The 16,699-nt window shown below is 44.4% G+C and carries 16 protein-coding genes and 1 tRNA gene; 11 read left to right on the top strand and 6 right to left on the bottom strand.

The genetic code is table 11. The features are described from left to right. The first annotated feature begins 27 nt into the window (after positions 1-27). Both AC4MRV_RS14080 and AC4MRV_RS14075 read left to right on the top strand, forming a co-directional pair. Positions 28-873, top strand: a complete 846-nt coding sequence (locus tag AC4MRV_RS14080) for a class II glutamine amidotransferase (RefSeq protein ID WP_491187965.1) — start codon at positions 28-30, stop codon at positions 871-873. A gap of 118 nt (positions 874-991) precedes the next feature. Next, on the top strand, positions 992-2,389 hold the full coding sequence (locus AC4MRV_RS14075; protein ID WP_491187964.1) for a serine hydrolase domain-containing protein: 1,398 nt from the start codon (positions 992-994) through the stop codon (positions 2,387-2,389). Positions 2,390-2,443: 54 nt separating this feature from the next. Here AC4MRV_RS14075 and AC4MRV_RS14070 read toward each other — a convergent pair whose 3' ends face one another. Both AC4MRV_RS14070 and tsaA read right to left on the bottom strand, forming a co-directional pair. After that, complete coding sequence (locus AC4MRV_RS14070; RefSeq protein ID WP_491187963.1) at positions 2,444-4,159, bottom strand: proline--tRNA ligase; 1,716 nt, start codon at positions 4,157-4,159, stop codon at positions 2,444-2,446. A gap of 112 nt (positions 4,160-4,271) precedes the next feature. Next, positions 4,272-4,967: a tRNA (N6-threonylcarbamoyladenosine(37)-N6)-methyltransferase TrmO gene (gene tsaA, locus AC4MRV_RS14065; protein WP_491187962.1), complete on the bottom strand. Its 696-nt coding sequence runs from the start codon at positions 4,965-4,967 to the stop codon at positions 4,272-4,274. Between the two features lie 116 nt (positions 4,968-5,083). On the opposite strand from tsaA, the gene AC4MRV_RS14060 reads away from it, so the two are divergent. The 4 genes from AC4MRV_RS14060 (at position 5,084) to AC4MRV_RS14045 (ending at position 8,261) form a co-directional block, all read left to right on the top strand. Next, a complete protein-coding gene (locus tag AC4MRV_RS14060) occupies positions 5,084-5,344 on the top strand; it encodes a type B 50S ribosomal protein L31 (RefSeq protein ID WP_491187961.1) in 261 nt (86 codons plus the stop codon). A 3-nt stretch (positions 5,345-5,347) separates the two neighbouring features. Continuing rightward, entirely contained in the window at positions 5,348-5,473 is a 126-nt protein-coding gene (gene ykgO / locus AC4MRV_RS14055; RefSeq protein WP_005380299.1) for a type B 50S ribosomal protein L36, read from the top strand. A gap of 231 nt (positions 5,474-5,704) precedes the next feature. After that, a complete protein-coding gene (locus tag AC4MRV_RS14050) occupies positions 5,705-7,291 on the top strand; it encodes an AbgT family transporter (RefSeq protein ID WP_491187960.1) in 1,587 nt (528 codons plus the stop codon). Positions 7,292-7,484: 193 nt separating this feature from the next. Beyond that, entirely contained in the window at positions 7,485-8,261 is a 777-nt protein-coding gene (locus tag AC4MRV_RS14045) for a substrate-binding periplasmic protein (protein ID WP_491187959.1), read from the top strand. Between the two features lie 58 nt (positions 8,262-8,319). On the opposite strand, the gene AC4MRV_RS14040 is transcribed toward AC4MRV_RS14045, so the two are convergent. Genes AC4MRV_RS14040 through metN form a run of 3 tightly spaced genes read right to left on the bottom strand, consistent with a single transcriptional unit; the run spans position 8,320 to position 10,862 of the window. Further along, the gene (locus AC4MRV_RS14040) at positions 8,320-9,129 is read right to left on the bottom strand and encodes a MetQ/NlpA family lipoprotein (RefSeq protein ID WP_491187958.1); all 810 of its coding nucleotides are present in this window, start codon (positions 9,127-9,129) and stop codon (positions 8,320-8,322) included. A 31-nt stretch (positions 9,130-9,160) separates the two neighbouring features. Then, the gene (locus tag AC4MRV_RS14035; RefSeq protein WP_491187957.1) at positions 9,161-9,838 is read right to left on the bottom strand and encodes a methionine ABC transporter permease; all 678 of its coding nucleotides are present in this window, start codon (positions 9,836-9,838) and stop codon (positions 9,161-9,163) included. After that, positions 9,828-10,862, bottom strand: coding sequence for a methionine ABC transporter ATP-binding protein MetN (gene metN, locus AC4MRV_RS14030; protein ID WP_491187956.1), 1,035 nt, complete (start codon positions 10,860-10,862; stop codon positions 9,828-9,830). The genes AC4MRV_RS14035 and metN overlap by 11 nt, the downstream gene beginning before the upstream one ends. Positions 10,863-11,105: 243 nt before the next feature. Between metN and gmhB the strand changes: the two genes are divergently transcribed. The 5 genes from gmhB to treC all read left to right on the top strand — a co-directional run bounded on the left by gmhB (position 11,106) and on the right by treC (position 16,460). After that, positions 11,106-11,657 (top strand): D-glycero-beta-D-manno-heptose 1,7-bisphosphate 7-phosphatase, encoded by a 552-nt coding sequence (gene gmhB, locus AC4MRV_RS14025; RefSeq protein ID WP_491187955.1) that lies wholly within the window; start codon positions 11,106-11,108, stop codon positions 11,655-11,657. Positions 11,658-11,703: 46 nt separating this feature from the next. Continuing rightward, a complete protein-coding gene (locus AC4MRV_RS14020; protein WP_491187954.1) occupies positions 11,704-12,048 on the top strand; it encodes an MliC family protein in 345 nt (114 codons plus the stop codon). Between the two features lie 54 nt (positions 12,049-12,102). Next, positions 12,103-13,050 (top strand): trehalose operon repressor TreR, encoded by a 948-nt coding sequence (treR, locus tag AC4MRV_RS14015; RefSeq protein ID WP_491187953.1) that lies wholly within the window; start codon positions 12,103-12,105, stop codon positions 13,048-13,050. A gap of 212 nt (positions 13,051-13,262) precedes the next feature. Then, on the top strand, positions 13,263-14,687 hold the full coding sequence (gene treB, locus AC4MRV_RS14010) for a PTS trehalose transporter subunit IIBC (RefSeq protein WP_491187952.1): 1,425 nt from the start codon (positions 13,263-13,265) through the stop codon (positions 14,685-14,687). 93 nt (positions 14,688-14,780) lie between these two features. Beyond that, a complete protein-coding gene (gene treC / locus AC4MRV_RS14005) occupies positions 14,781-16,460 on the top strand; it encodes an alpha,alpha-phosphotrehalase (protein ID WP_491187951.1) in 1,680 nt (559 codons plus the stop codon). A 149-nt stretch (positions 16,461-16,609) separates the two neighbouring features. On the opposite strand, the gene AC4MRV_RS14000 is transcribed toward treC, so the two are convergent. Continuing rightward, positions 16,610-16,694: transfer RNA gene (locus AC4MRV_RS14000), tRNA-Tyr, on the bottom strand. Positions 16,695-16,699 lie beyond the last annotated feature (5 nt).

The following is a 16,699-nucleotide window of genomic DNA, read 5'->3' as shown; positions in this document are numbered from 1 at the left end:
GCAAGGATGAAGGGAGTTTAGTAAGCCATGTGTGAATTGCTCGGCATGAGCGCCAATGTGCCAACAGACATCTGTTTTAGTTTTACTGGATTGATACAACGTGGTGGAAATACTGGCCCACATCGAGATGGATGGGGGATCACTTTCTACGAAGGTAAGGGATTTCGTACATTTAAAGATCCTAACCCAAGTTGTAAATCCAAAATTGCTGAGCTAGTGCAAAACTACCCGATTAAGAGCTGTGCAGTCGTTAGTCATATCAGGCAAGCCAACCGTGGGGGAGTAAACCTAGAAAACACTCACCCGTTCACTCGTGAATTGTGGGGGCGTTATTGGACTTTTGCACACAATGGCCAACTGTCAGACTATCAGGATTTGCAAACGGGTCGTCATAGGCCTGTAGGTCAAACCGATAGTGAGCTCTCTTTCTGTTGGTTACTGAAGCAGATGGAAGATCGTTACCCTGAACCTCCTCAGGATATGGTTGGTGTATTCCGCTTTGTTGCAGAGTGCTGTGATAAGTTGCGTGAGAAAGGTGTCTTTAACATGCTGCTTTCAGATGGTGAGTACGTGATGACCTACTGTACTAACCACCTTTATTGGATTACTCGTCGAGCCCCTTTTGGTAAAGCCGCATTAATCGATGAAGACGTAGAGATTAACTTCCAAGAAAAGACGACCCCAAATGACATTGTGTCGGTGATCGCAACTCAGCCTCTTACTGGAAATGAAACTTGGCATCGTATGAAGCCGGGTGAATTTGGCATCTTCCATTTTGGTGAGCTTATTGATGGTAATGCCGATGAGTTGAGTGAAGTCCCTTTTGCCCCTAAAAAAGTGGCAAGCCAAGCGCCGACAGAACCGCTAGAGTAAAAGTTCAGATTTCGAGAGCTGGTTCTCAAAGCTTTGATAACGCATCGAAAGTTTATATTTAACCCATTGATATAGAAATAATATCAATGGGTTTTTTAATAATTTAAGTAGGTGAGTTATGAGGTGGTTAGTCATTCTTCCTTTGGTTTGGTTCCAAGTTGCTTTAGCAGCAGAGCCACAAGCCCTATCACAACTCATTACTAGCTATAAGTACGAGTCCCAGCCTGAATCGTACTACTCCATTGATGAGCGGATGGCGTTTTGGCAAGTTCCTAGTATCAGCATCTCGACGTTTAAAAATGGTCAAGTCGATTGGAGCTATGTCGTAGGGTTGGTGGGCAAAGAGGGTAAGCAAGCCAACCAAAATACGCGTTACCAAGTGGCCTCTATCAGCAAACCGGTCACTGCCTTAATCGTATTAAGGGCGATGGAAAAAGGGCTGATTGACCTAGACGCCAATGTACAGCCATTGCTAGCCCCTGATTTTGCCAAAGTGGTGAAGCAACCCGTTACGTTGAGGCAGTTGCTATCTCATCGAGCTGGTTTTAATCATGTTGGTTATATTGGTGTTGAAAGTGAACTGCCTTTGCCTTCTCTCGTCTCTTATACACGCAGTGACGCTCAGCTTGGAGGGTTGAAGCAAGACTCTGCACTTGGCGAATTTCGATACTCCAATGGCGGATATATTCTTATCCAGCACGTATTGGAAAAGGTGTTCAATAAGCCATTTGAGGCAATCGCTGATCAAGAAGTATTTAAGCCCTTACAGATGAGGCATTCAAGCTTTGAACAACCTAGCGTTACTGAGGCTAGCGGGAGCTATGCTTTTGCCTATCGATTCGGGGTATGGGTACCGAAGGGCTGGCATAAATACGGAGCTAAAAGTGCAGCTGGCTTGTGGACTACCCCAAATGATTTAAGCAAATTGTTACTTGCAGTACACTTTGCTTACCTAGGGAAACAGGAGTCATGGTTGACTCAGCAGAGTATCCAACGGATTAATTACCCAGAGACGATGTTTATGGGATTAGGCTTCTTTCGCAGTTCAGGGATAAAAGAACCTTATGTTTTCCACGGTGGGATTAATTATGGTTTTGAGTCTCACTTTGTACTGTATCCTAACCTTGGTACTGGGGCAGCTGTTCTGACGAATGGGCAGAAAGGTGATCAACTTGCGCTTGAGGTGATTCGCGCTATTTCTCAAGTCGAAAATTGGCCTGACTATCCATTGAATCAAACCGAAGTGTTTGAGAATGATGAAACGGAGCTGAAGCGCTACGTTGGACGCTACAAGTATGATGATAGCTTTTACGCTGATGTCTTCATACGCAATGGGATGCTATATGTGCAAGGCTTTCAGCAAGATCCCTATGTGATGCATAAAATAGCCGATAACTTGTATAAGCCATTTGAATTTGAATCGACGTTTCGTTTTGAGTTCTCTGATGAGGGTGAAATAACGGGGTTGACGCAAAACTCCTCGTACTTTAATGGTTTTGCTAAGAAAGTGAGATAGAAAAAAGGCTGATGTAAAAACATCAGCCTTTTTGGTATTTAAGCGTTAGACAACTTAAGCAAGTTGCGCTTTTACGTGCTCAACGATGTCAGCCATCGCTACTGCAGTCTTCTCACCAGAACGGCGGTTCTTGTACTCAAAGTTGCCTTCTTTCATAGAACGGTCACCGATCACGATAGTGTGAGGAACGCCGATAAGCTCCATATCAGAGAACATAACGCCTGGGCGCTCTTTACGGTCATCGAACAGTACTTCGATACCCATAGCCGTCAGTTCAGCGTACAGCTTCTCAGCCGCTTCTTTCACTTCTTCAGACTTGTGCATGTTCATAGGAACGATAGCAACTTGGAAAGGTGCTAGTGCGTCTGGCCAGATGATGCCGTATTTGTCGTGGTTCTGCTCGATTGCAGAAGCAACAACACGTGATACACCGATACCGTAACAACCCATCTCTAGGATAACGTTCTTACCGTCAGGACCAAGAACACCACAGTTCATTGCTTCTGAGTAGGCTTTACCTAGCTGGAAGATGTGGCCAACTTCGATACCACGTTTAAGCATTAGCGTACCTTGACCACATGGGCTTGGATCGCCTTCTACTACGTTACGTAGATCTTCAACTTGGCCTAGCTCAACGTCACGACCCCAGTTGATACCGAAGTAGTGTTTGTCATCAATGTTAGCGCCTGCGCCGAAGTCGCTCATTACAGCTACTGTGCGGTCAACAATGAATGGCAGTTCAAGGTTTACTGGGCCTAGAGAGCCAGGGCCTGCGCCAATCAGTGTACGAATTTCTTCTTCTGTAGCCATCTCTAGAGGAGCTGCTACTTGAGGAAGGTTTTCCGCTTTCACTTCGTTTAGCTCGTGGTCGCCACGGATGATAAGCGCGATGATATCTGCGTCTACTTCATCAGATGCTTTAACGAAAAGCGTCTTAACTGTCTTCTCGATAGGCATGTCGAACTGTTCAACAAGCTCAGCGATTGTTTTCGCGTTTGGCGTATCAACCAGCGTCATCTCTTGAGTTGGCTCAGCACGCTCACCTGCAGGCGCTGCTGCTTCTGCTTTTTCGATGTTCGCTGCGTAATCAGACTCAGTAGAGAATGCGATTAGGTCTTCGCCACTTTCTGCTAGTACGTGGAACTCTTGAGAGCCGCTACCACCGATAGCGCCAGAGTCAGCCAGTACAGGGCGGTACTCAAGGCCCATGCGATCGAATGCTTTACAGTAAGCATCGTGCATTGCTTGGTAAGATTTCTCTAGACCTTCTTTATCGATGTCGAAGCTGTATGCATCCATCATGCAGAATTCACGTGCACGCATTACGCCAAAACGAGGACGACGCTCATCACGGAACTTAGTTTGGATCTGGTAAAGGTTTAGCGGTAGCTGTTTGTAAGAGCTCACTTCATTACGCACTAGGCTAGTGATTACTTCTTCCGCTGTTGGGCTAAGAACAAACGGACGCGTGTGACGGTCAGTAAAGCGAAGTAGCTCAGGACCCATCTTCTCGCTGCGACCTGTCTCTTCCCAAAGTTCAAACGGCTGAACAACGGGCATCAGAGTTTCGACAGCACCTGCATTGTCGATCTCTTGACGAACGATGTTTTCGACTTTACGCAATACACGTAGACCAGTAGGTAGCCAGGTGTAAAGACCTGAAGCTAGCTTACGGATCATACCTGCACGTAGCATAAGCTGGTGGCTTACTACTTCTGCGTCGTTTGGAGTCTCCTTCAGAGTAGAAAGAAGATAATTACTGGTACGCATTAAATTTATCCGTTTATTAAAGTTGATGACTCAAGCCGGAATGGACAGGAGCATGAAATCCCAAAACAGGGAAATTTGTTAAGCCGTCTATAATATCAGCCAATTGGCTTTGTCAAAAGCACTCAATCGTTGTAACCGTAATGAAATTGCCTTCTACGATGAATTTTACATTCAAGTCGAATAAGTTAACGGCATATTCCTTATTGTCAGGCTTGTTCTTCTTATACGCAGGACGAGGATCTTGCGCCAGAACTTGTTTGATCACGTCCATTTCCATTGAACTTTGAGTTCGTCCAATAAGCGCTTTTTGTGCTGTTTCGCTGAAGATGACATTGATGGTGTCAGGCGCTTGTTCGGCATAGCCACCTTGAGCGTCGGCAATTGAATCTGAATATGGGATGTAAGGTTTGATGTCCACGATCGGGGTGTTGTCGACCAAATCGACATTACCTAACTCGAGATAGACTTGATCGCCCTTGGTCGTGACACCTTTTAACTCAACCGCTGACATACCAATCCCGTTGGGTCTGAATGTCGAGCGTGATGCTAAGACACCGATACGTTCATTTCCGCCCAAGCGTGGCGGCCTGACTGTTGGCTTCCAGCCTGCTGCCAGATTTTGGTCAAACAAAAACAGTAACCACACATGACTGAATTGCTCGATGCCACGCACGGCTTCAAGACAATTCGCTTGTCCTGCTAAGCGCACACGAGATGTGGCAGAAGGAACAAGCCTTGGTTGTCTAGGAACGGCAAACTTTTCTTTGTATGGACTTTCAATAAAACCGATAGGCTCTACGGAGTGCATTTTAATCTCTCCAAATAGTGGTTGATTAAAAATAACATAGAAATAGCTAGTAAAACCTTGTGATAATAATTATCATTTAATATGTTATAACATAACAATTAACCAAAGGAGGTTTTATGCAACCTAATATCCACCCTGAGTATCGAACCGTTGTTTTCCACGATACGAGCATTGATGAATATTTTTTGATTGGCTCTACTCTGCAAACCGATCGCACTATCGAGTGGAAAGATGGCAAGACTTACCCGTATTTTACAATTGAGGTTTCGTCTAAGTCGCATCCGTTTTACACAGGTAAGCAACGCGTCATCCATCAAGAAGGTCGTGTGGCTAACTTTAAGCGTCGATTTGGACAATTTAGTAAAGGTAAGGAGTAACCAATGAAAGTCGTTAAATCTTTAAAGAGTGCCAAAAGTCGCCACCCGGATTGCCAAATTGTTAAGCGGAGAGGGCGACTTTATGTGATTTGCAAAACTAATCCTCGATTTAAAGCCGTCCAGAAATAGTGTACGAAATATAAACGGAACGCATGTATTTATATGAATTATAATGCTGTCTATATTTATTTGTTTGGTTTAATTTGCTAATTAAATGTGCAAAATGCGTTAATATATTTTGTTATTTACACATTTTGTAACATTTTGGGTTTCATTTTAAACTCCGTGTCGGGTAACCTGCGCAGGCTTTGTTGACAAAATAGTCACAAATGCGCAGGAATAACTACAAGGAGGGAACAGATGAGTTCATCTGCTTCGATTAAACAAAACTCGCCAAAAAAGCCACTCTTTACGCGCTTTCTAGATACGGTTGAATATTTGGGGAACCTATTACCCCATCCGATCACTCTATTTGCTATTTTCTGTGTTGCTATTCTAGTGACATCTGGTATTGCAGGTTACTTTGAAGTCTCTGTCATGGACCCGCGCCCGGAAGGAGCGAAAGGTCGTGCTGCTGACGGCATGATCCACGTAGTAAGCCTGCTAAATGCAGAAGGTTTACAGCTGATCGTCACTAACTTAGTGAAAAACTTTGTTGGCTTTGCGCCGTTAGGCACAGTGCTTGTGGCTATGCTGGGCGTTGCGATTGCTGAACACTCAGGCCTATTGTCTGCAGCAATGCGTGGCATGGTTATGGGTGCGTCTCAGCGTATGGTGACGGTTACCGTCGTGTTTGCTGGTATCATTTCAAATACAGCATCTGAGCTAGGCTATGTGGTATTAATCCCGCTAGCAGCGATGTTGTTCCACTCTTTAGGTCGTCACCCACTTGCAGGTCTTGCTGCGGCATTTGCAGGTGTATCAGGTGGCTACTCGGCAAACCTTCTGATCGGTACGGTTGATCCGCTGCTTTCTGGTATCACAGAGACAGCCGCTCAGATGATTGACCCATCTTACACAGTTGGCCCAGAAGTGAACTGGTACTTCATGTTCGTATCAACCTTCTTTATTGCCATTACGGGTGCGTTCGTCACTGAGAAAATCGTTGAGCCAAAACTTGGTAAATACAATGATGAAGAAGCGTCTGAAGATCTCTCTAATGATTCAATGGGCAAGCTAACAGACGTTGAGAAGAAAGGTCTGAAACTGGCAGGTCTAGCGGTTGTTGCTGTATCAGCACTTCTTGCTTGGACAATCGTTCCTGAAGACGGCGTTCTACGTTCAGCGACAGGTACAGTGGCAGGTTCGCCATTCCTGAAAAGTATCGTCGCGTTTATCTTTGTCTTCTTTGCAATCCCAGGTTTCGTCTACGGTAAAGTAACAGGCTCTATGAAGACTGATCGTGACGTAATTGATGCAATGGCGAAGTCTATGTCTTCTATGGGCATGTACATCGTACTTGTATTCTTCGCCGCTCAGTTCGTTGCCTTCTTCAAGTGGACTAACTTTGGCCAGGTATTCGCAGTAGCGGGCGCAAGCTTCCTACAGGAAATCGGTCTAACAGGCCCAATGCTGTTCTTCGCATTCATCCTAATGTGTGGCTTCATTAACCTAATGATCGGTTCAGCATCAGCTCAGTGGGCTGTAACTGCGCCAATCTTCGTTCCAATGCTAATGTTGGTTGGCTACGCGCCAGAAACGATTCAGGCGGCTTACCGTATTGGTGATTCAACGACTAACATCATCACTCCAATGATGAGCTACTTCGGTCTAATTCTTGCGGTAGCAACACGTTACATGAAGAACCTAGGTATTGGTACGCTGATCGCGACCATGCTGCCTTACTCAATCGTCTTCATTGTCGGTTGGAGCGTACTGTTCTACCTATGGGTATTCGTATTTGGTCTACCAGTAGGCCCAGGCGCAGCCACGTACTACACGCCTTAAGTTAGCATTTAACTTATTGATTGAAAGCCGGAGTTTTAACTCCGGCTTTTTTGTCTCTGGTGTTTAGTTTGACAACCTTTATGAGTGAACTTTACTTATAAAAGACTCATTAGGGAGGGCTTGCGTTGCGAGACTTGGAATCACTTAATCTGCCGACCGCCAGTCGATGTACGAGCTGTTCGACGTAATAATTATGCGATTAAGGCTCTTTCTAACTTACTTGTTATACCTACAATGCTTTGCTGTGTCTGCTAACTCAACTTTGCAGTTAGTGACGTTAGATTACCCGCCTTATGTGGATAATAGTGGTCGTCAACTCACCGGGGTTGCCGTTGAGTTAGTTGAAACGATATTTGCAGAGTTGAATCAGCCGATCCGTATTCAAGTCTTGCCGTGGGCACGCGCTTTAAACAATGTTCAATATGGGCGCTCTGATGCTGTTTTTACTGCTTTTAAAAATGAGCAGCGTGAGACGTTTGCTGATTATAGTCAGCAGGTATTGTTCATGCAGAATATAAGTTTGATTACTAAAACGGGCAGCGCATTACGCAGCGACATTTTTTTCGAAAGTGATCTTAGCTTACTTTCTATTTGCGCGGTAAATAAGGTGAGTTACGGAAAACGAATGGATTCTTTATTGGCGTCTGGTGTATTTCGGGTCATCTTTCGTCGCAATAAAACCGAAGATTGCGCGCAGCTTGTTAGAGCCAACAGAGCAGATGTTTGGGTTAATAATGAATTTGGGGCGAGAAGCATTTTGGTTTCTCAAGGGTTAGAGGAGTCTCTGATGATCCTTACTCCGCCATTGGAAGAGACACCGAGCTACATTGCTTTCTCGAAGCTACGTGAGCATCAACTATTGCGGAACAAATTTGATGCGGTCCTAGAGGCGATGAAGCAAGACGGTAGATATGACTATCTCATTGATAACTATTTTGAAAGCTTACGAGAAGAATACAGAGAAGAGTAAATAAAAGGGCTGACACATAAATGCCAGCCCTTACAGTTTGAATTCATCTAGGAAGCGATTACCAGCCTTTAACTACGCCACCTTGGAAGATTTCTGATGCTGCTGTGTAAACTTCTTCCGTTTGGTAAGACTTCACAAAGTTCTGAACGTTTTCAGCGTTTAGGTTTTCTTCACGAGAAACGATTAGGTTTACGTATGGAGACTCTTTGTCTTCAACAAATACACCATCTTTTTGTGGAGTTAGGTTGATAGAGCTTGCGTAAGTCGTGTTGATGATAGATAGAGCTACGTCATCTAGAGAGCGAGGTAGTTGCGCTGCGTCTAGCTCTACAATTGAGATGTTTTTCGGGTTTGCAGTGATATCACGAACCGTTGCTAGCAGGCCAGCGCCTTCACGTAGCTCGATTAGACCTTGTTGCTCAAGAAGAAGCAGTGAGCGCCCTAGGTTAGTTGGATCGTTTGGTACTGCGATTCGTGCACCTTCTTGGATCTCATCTACAGATTTTACTTGCTTAGAGTAACCCGCTATTGGGTAAACGAACGTGTTGCCCGCGATAGTCAGCTTGTAACCACGGTCCGCAACTTGCTGATCTAGGTACGGCTTATGTTGAAATGCGTTGATGTCGATTGAACCGTCATCCAATGCTGCGTTAGGTGTTACGTAGTCAGTGAAGGTAACAAGCTCAACATCTAGGCCGTATTGCTCTTTTGCTACTTTCGCAGCTACTTCAGCAACTTGTGCCTCAGCACCTGCCATTACGCCAACTTTGATTTTGCTGTTGTCAGCGGCTTTTTCACCACAACCAGATAGAACTAATGCTGATGCAGCGGCGGCAATTGCCAAAAGACCTTTAAGATTGAATTTCATGACTATCTCCTTGTAATAAATCGAGTAATTTTTATCTGTGATCGACACGGCGTACAATGGCATCGCCGATAGATTGAATAATTTGAACCAAAATAATCAGCATCACGACGGTTACGGCCATGATGACCACATCGTAGCGGTGGAATCCGTAACGAATTGCAACGTCTCCTAAACCACCACCACCAACAGTCCCCGCCATCGCTGAGTAACTGACTAGTGTAACTAGCGTAATAGTGACTGAGTTAACAATCGTTGGTAGTGCTTCAGGAAGCAGTACCTTAGAAATGATTTGTATCGGTGTTGCACCCATCGATTGCGCGGCTTCTACCAAACCTGTAGGTACTTCAAGTAGCGCCCCTTCAATTAAGCGAGCGACAAATGGAATTGCACCAATGGTCAATGGCACAATCGCCGCTGTTGTACCGATAAAGGTGCCCACAAGGATTTTTGTGACCGGAATAATTGCAACCATGAGTACCAAGAAGGGAACTGAACGGCCAATATTGACAATAGCGCCAAGAACACCGTTAAGCTTAGTATTTTCGAGTAAGCCACCTTTCTTGGTTGTATGTAGGATAACGCCTAACGGAATTCCAACCGCGAAACCAACGATGCCAGCCACAGCAACCATATATAGGGTTTCCCAAGTCGCACCGATCAAGAGATTGCCGTTAAGGCTCAGCCATTCTGAAACTGTGTTAAAGGACATAACCTAGCACCTCTACTTTTACGTTATGTTCACGTAGGAATTCGATTGCAGCATTGTCGTCTTGTTCGTTACCGAACAGCTCAGCGACCATCATTCCGAATTTAACTCCGCCAGCGTAATCAAGGTCTGAGCTTAAGATACTCACATCGATATTGAATTTACGCGCGATTTGCGTCATCAGTGGAGCATCAACCGTGGCACCAGTAAACTCTAAACGAACCAGTGGGTAACTGCCTTCCACACGAGTCTCTTTTAAGCGCGCTTGGTAATCTTCAGGGATTGATAAGTCCAGTGTTGAACGAATGAACTCATGTGCCAGTTCGGTTTTTGGGTGAGCAAAGATTTCACCGACCGTGCCTTTCTCTACTAGTTCACCGCCACCGATAATTGCGACTTCATGACAGATGCTTTTTACCACGTCCATTTCATGGGTGATAAGTAGCATTGTGATGTTCAGTTTTCGGTTAATCTCTTTTAGCAGTTCAAGAATAGATTGAGTGGTTGCTGGATCGAGTGCGCTGGTGGCTTCATCACACAGTAGAACTTTCGGATCTGATGCCAGTGCACGCGCGATAGCAACACGCTGCTTTTGCCCACCGCTTAAGTTAGACGGGTAGCTTTCATGTTTGTCCGCAAGGCCGACTAGCTTAAGTAGCTCTGTTACTTTTGCCGTAATTTGCTCTTTATCGATACCCGCTAATTCAAGCGGTAAAGCAACATTATTGAATACAGTACGAGAAGAAAGTAGGTTAAAGTGCTGGAAAATCATACCGATATTACGACGGGTTTTACTAAGCTCAGATTTAGATAGCTTAGTCAGGTCTACTCCGTCGACAATGATAGAGCCACTGGTTGGCGCCTCTAACATGTTTACACAGCGAATGAGTGTACTTTTCCCTGCTCCAGAAGAGCCAATAACGCCGAAAATCGTTCCTTGAGGAATGTGCAGGTTTATGTCTTTCAGGGCATTGATTTCCTTTGTACCCTGGTAGAACACCTTGTTAACTTGATTAATTTCAATCATCGAGAAACTCGCTAATCAGATTACCTTGAAGCAGTAGATAATTTTGAACTACATCTCATTTAGTAGATGATGCTATGGTCTCGCGTGTTTTCTGTCAATAGATATTTTTACGTCTAGACGTCTAAATGGTTGTTTTGCTCAATCGATTGGTAATTAGATAGTGATGAAAGAAATAAAGCGTGCAATAATTCTTAGTATTACTAGGTCAATAGACCCGAATAAAAACAGATAGAGAAGCATATTTTGGCTAAACCAGCAGTCTTTTTAGATCGTGATGGCGTGATTAACGTAGATCATGGCTATGTCCACGATGAGCACGATTTTGAATTTATCGAAGGCGTGTTTGAAGCGACGAAGAAACTGAAAGAGATGGGCTACTTGCTTGTCTTGGTGACTAACCAGTCTGGTATTGCACGTGGTAAGTTTAGTGAAGACCGCTTCCTAGACTTAACTCAGTGGATGGACTGGAACTTTGTCGACAATGGCGTTGAGTTTGATGGTTTTTACTACTGCCCGCACCATGCTGAACATGGCCAAGGTAAATACAAAGAAGACTGTAGCTGCCGTAAGCCAAAGCCGGGCATGTTTATCTCTGCGCGCGATTTTCTTAAAATCGATATGGCTAACTCTGTGATGGTTGGTGACAAAGCAGAAGATATGATGGCTGCTGATGCCGCTGAAGTCGGAACCAAAATTCTTGTTCGTACTGGTAAGCCTGTGACAGAAAAAGGCGAAGCTTTAGCTTCAGCAGTATTGGACAGCATTAAGGACGTACCAGCCTATCTTGCTAAGTAATATAGAAAGGGTCGCTAATGCGGCCCTTACTTGTTTGGAGGTTGCTATGAAAAAACGAACGTTAATTTTTTCCGCTTTGCTCAGCCTGATGGGCTGTACTCAATCTGCCATTGAGTCGCCAAATAGCTTTAAGGGCGAATGGAAAACGTATTTGTGCGAGTCAGGTAAATCGTTTCAGGTTGGCTATATGTCTAAGCAAGACAAAGCGCTACTGAGACTACCAAAGCATGACTATCGTTTGATTCAAATGCCATCCGGTTCCGGCACGAAATACATCTTAGATGACGGAACTGCAGAAAAGCTCAATCCAGTAACCTTATACACTAAGGGAGAGGAAGCGCGTTTGGAATTAGGTCGCGTTATCTATAAAAATTGCCAAATCGAACAGTGAACCTTTAGCGCTCTGTATTCCCATTATGAAACTGCTAGGAAGCCATAAACAGCAATGAAAAAAAAACTAACCATTCTTGATATCGCTAAGCTGTCAGGTGTCGGAAAATCGACCGTTTCTCGAGTTTTAACTAATGACCCGAAAGTAAAGCCTGCGACGCGAGCGAAAGTAGAGCAAGTAATTCAAGAATCTGGTTATGTGCCTTCTAAATCTGCGCAAGCGATGCGCGGAGGCAGTCAGAAGGTGGTAGGGGTTATTATTTCTCGTCTAGATTCCCCGTCGGAAAACAAAGCTGTCGGCAGTATGCTCAACACCTTATATGCAGCAGGCTATGATGTTGTCATTATGGAAAGCCAATTTGATCGTGATAAAACTAACGATCACTTAGACGTGCTGAAAAAGCGTAATGTAGATGGCGTGATAGTATTTGGCTTTAGTGATTTTGATGTTACCCAACTGTCTAGTTGGCAAAATCGCAGTGTCGTTATTGCCATGGATACCGATGAGGTGTCATCGATCAACTACGACAATAGGCAGGTGATCACTAAGGCTCTTGAGTTCCTAGAGCAAAAACAGCTAGAGCATATCGCTTTTATTGGTGTTGACCCAAGTGATAAAACTACGGGTAAACTTCGTCTGAACGCCTACTTAGAGTGGTGTCAATCAAAAGGGATTGAGTCTAATTATCAGACGGGACAACTAAACCATGAGAGTGCCTATTTGTTGGTGGACAATGTACTAACGACGAAAACCCAAGCAATAGTATGTGCCAGTGATACATTGGCACTTGGTGTCATCAAGCGCTTACAAGAATTAAATCGTGAAGATGTTGTTGTGACAGGTGTTGGTGGCAATGAGCTACTTTCGTTTCTCTTCCCTAAGGTCTTTAGTATTGATCCTGGATATTCTTTAGCTGGGGAAAAGTCGGCTAACCTTCTGATTTCACATATAAATGGTGAACAAGAACAAGTTCACCTTACCCAAGATCCTCTCGCTCTCTAAACCATTATTTTCAAAGTGATTTAAAATTATACTGTGATCTTATTCAATTAATGGGATTGTTCCCATTTTTATCTGGTATTAGATCTGACAATATAATAAACACAAAAGGGAACGTTCCCATAAATATAAAAGCAAGTCAGTAAGAACAGTCAGTTAAAAAGTCTGATATTGATTTAGACATGAATGAGAATCCAATTAGGGTGGACATGGATATGAGTAAGATTGCGAAACAAGAAGTTGAGCGTCTGATTGAGTTGGTCGGTGGGCGCGACAATATCGCGAGCGTTAGCCACTGCTTAACACGCCTTCGCTTTGTACTAAACGATACTGAAAAAGCGAGTGAGAAAGAGCTGGAAGCACTGCCGATGGTAAAAGGCTGTTTTACCAATGCAGGCCAGTTCCAAGTGGTTGTAGGCACGGAAGTCGATGAAGTCTATAAAGTGCTGATTGAACTAACAGGGCAAACGGCAGCATCAAAAGATGAAGCCAAACTTGCAGCTCGCCAGAACATGAACATCCTTGAGCGCGGTATCTCCCATTTAGCTGAAATTTTTGTACCGCTACTTCCTGCGATTATTACGGGCGGTTTGATTTTAGGTTTCCGTAACGTTATTGGCGACATCAAGATGTTTGATGGTCAATCTCTGACGGAAATCAGCCAATTCTGGGCAACAGTCCATAGCTTCTTGTGGTTGATTGGTGAGGCGATCTTCTTCTTCTTACCTGTTGGCGTATGTTGGTCGACGGTTAAAAAGCTTGGTGGTACACCGATTCTCGGTATTACATTGGGTGTAACCTTGGTGTCACCTCAGTTGATGAATGCTTATTTGATTGGTAAGCAAGTACCGGAAGTATGGGACTTTGGCCTATTCGTGATAGAAAAGGTTGGTTATCAGGCTCAGGTAATTCCAGCAATGTTGGCCGGTGTTGCGCTGGCGTTTATTGAAACTAACCTCAAGCGTATTGTTCCTTCATACCTTTACTTAGTAGTCGTTCCTTTTGTCTCAATCATTCTATCGGTTGTACTTGCTCATTCACTTATTGGCCCATTTGGCCGCGTGTTAGGTGATGGTGTGGCTTTTGCTGCAAAAGCGGCGATGACGGGTGACTTTGCTGTGATTGGTTCAATGGTGTTTGGTTTCCTTTATGCCCCATTAGTGATTACTGGTATTCATCACACCACCAACGCGGTTGACCTGCAGCTAATGCAAGAACTGGGTGGTACACCAATCTGGCCTCTAATTGCACTGTCAAACATTGCTCAAGCCTCTGCGGTTGTCGGCATCATTCTCATCAGCAAAAAACATGGTGAACGTGATATTTCTGTTCCGGCTGCGATTTCGGCTTACCTAGGTGTGACAGAACCTGCGATGTACGGCATCAACCTGAAATACAAGTTCCCAATGCTTAGCGCAATGATCGGTAGCGCGATGGCAGCTGCGATTTGTGGAAGTGCAGGGGTAATGGCGAATGGTATTGGTGTAGGCGGTTTGCCAGGTATCTTATCTATTCAACCACAGTTCTGGGGAATCTACGCCATTGCAATGCTTGTTGCGATTGCTCTCCCTGCTGCACTGACTTTGTTCTTCTACAAACGCGCAGAGTCAAAAGGCGAGCTTGAAACAGCAAACGCCTAACCAGCAATAACCACCATTTTGGAGTAGCGGCTTTTTGACTCTATGTGCCGCTACTTCCTTTTCAGATTTATTTTTAGGTAAGTGAGTTTAATCATGTCCGTAATCACGAACGATGCAAACTGGTGGAAAACCGCCTCGATTTATCAGATTTACCCCAAGAGCTTTTGTGATAGTGGCAATAAAGGCACGGGAGATATTCAAGGCATTATTTCTAAGCTAGATTACTTAAAGCTTTTAGGAGTTGATGCGATTTGGTTAACGCCTGTGTATGAATCGCCGATGATAGACAATGGTTACGATATTTCAGATTACTACGCCATCAACCCAGACTTTGGCACCATGGAAGATTTTGACCAGCTGCTTGCAGAGGCGCACCAACGTGGTATTCGCATCATTATGGATATTGTCGTCAACCATACTTCCACTGAGCACCACTGGTTCCAGTCTGCACTTGGTGACAAGAATAGTCCTTACCGTGACTACTATATTTGGAAAGACCCCGTTAATGGTGATATCCCAAACAATTGGCAGTCCAAGTTTGGCGGTAGTGCGTGGGAGTTGGATACACAAACAGGCCAATACTTCCTCCATTTGTTCGCCAAAGAGCAAGCTGATTTAAATTGGGAAAACCCTAAAGTTCGCGCTGAAGTGAAAGAAGTGATCAGCTTTTGGGCTGAGAAAGGCGTTGATGGCTTTCGCCTAGACGTCATTAATCTCATTTCTAAGCAACAAGACTTTCCTAATGACAACGTAGGGGATGGTCGCCGTTTCTATACCGATGGTCCACGTGTACATGAATACTTGCAAGAGATCAGTGAAGCGGTGTTCCAAAAATATGGCAGTGTAACGGTAGGAGAAATGTCCTCAACCACACTAGAGCACTGCCAACAATACTCTTCTTTAGACAACAAAGAACTGTCGATGGTGTTTAACTTCCATCACCTAAAAGTGGATTACCCAAATGGTGAGAAGTGGACCAAAGCGCCATTTGATTTCATCCAACTAAAGCAGATTTTTAACCACTGGCAAACCGGTTTAAATGGTAAAGGGTGGGGGGCACTGTTTTGGTGTAACCACGATCAGCCACGAGTGGTGAGCCGCTTAGGTGACGATCAAAACTATCGAGTGGAATCTGCAAAAATGCTTGGAGCATCTGTCCATATGATGCAGGGAACACCTTATATCTACCAAGGTGAAGAAATCGGCATGACCAATCCTGGTTATACTTCGATAGAACAATATCGAGATGTCGAGAGCACTAATATGTATGACATCATGCTCAATGAGCAAGGTGTTAGCCATGAAGATATGATCGCCATACTTGCGCAAAAGTCCCGTGATAACTCTCGAACTCCAATGCAGTGGAGCAGAGATGCCTACGCAGGTTTTTCTAAAGGGCAACCTTGGCTAGAAGTCGCTCAGAACTACACAGAGATTAACGCAGAGCAGGCAGTTGCTGATAATGACTCAGTATTTCACTTTTATAAGAAGTTGATCGAGTTGCGTAAGGGTGTTGAGGTTATTACCACGGGTAGCTACCAAGATCTTTACCCTGAGCACGAAGCCGTGTTTGGTTACCAGCGTAAGTCAAAGACACAAACGCTGATCTGTTTGAATAACTTTTACGCTGAAGAAACGGAGTGCGTATTGCCAAGTGAACTTAAGCTTTCGGATGCGACGTATTTATTGGGTAACTATCCGCTAGAAGGTGAGGTCTCTTTGCGTCAGGTACTTAAGCCTTATGAGACACGTATTATTCTTTTCCAAAGCTAACACCCCCTATAGTGTTTGCTTCGCTAGAACTGGAAAGCTCTAGTACTTGCCCCGCAGAGTCGGGGCTTTTTTTATGCTTTTTAGAAGAGCTAATATCAGCAAATGATGGATACAAAAAAAACCAGCTCAATGAGCTGGTTTTATGTATATGGTGGAGGGGGACGGATTCGAACCATCGAAGGCAGTGCCAGCAGATTTACAGTCTGATCCCTTTGGCCACTCGGGAACCCCTCCAGGGT

Source organism: Vibrio sp., from assembly GCF_984391705.1.
The sequence above is the reverse complement of the archived record's forward strand: the minus strand, read 5'-3'. Positions and strand labels throughout refer to the sequence as shown.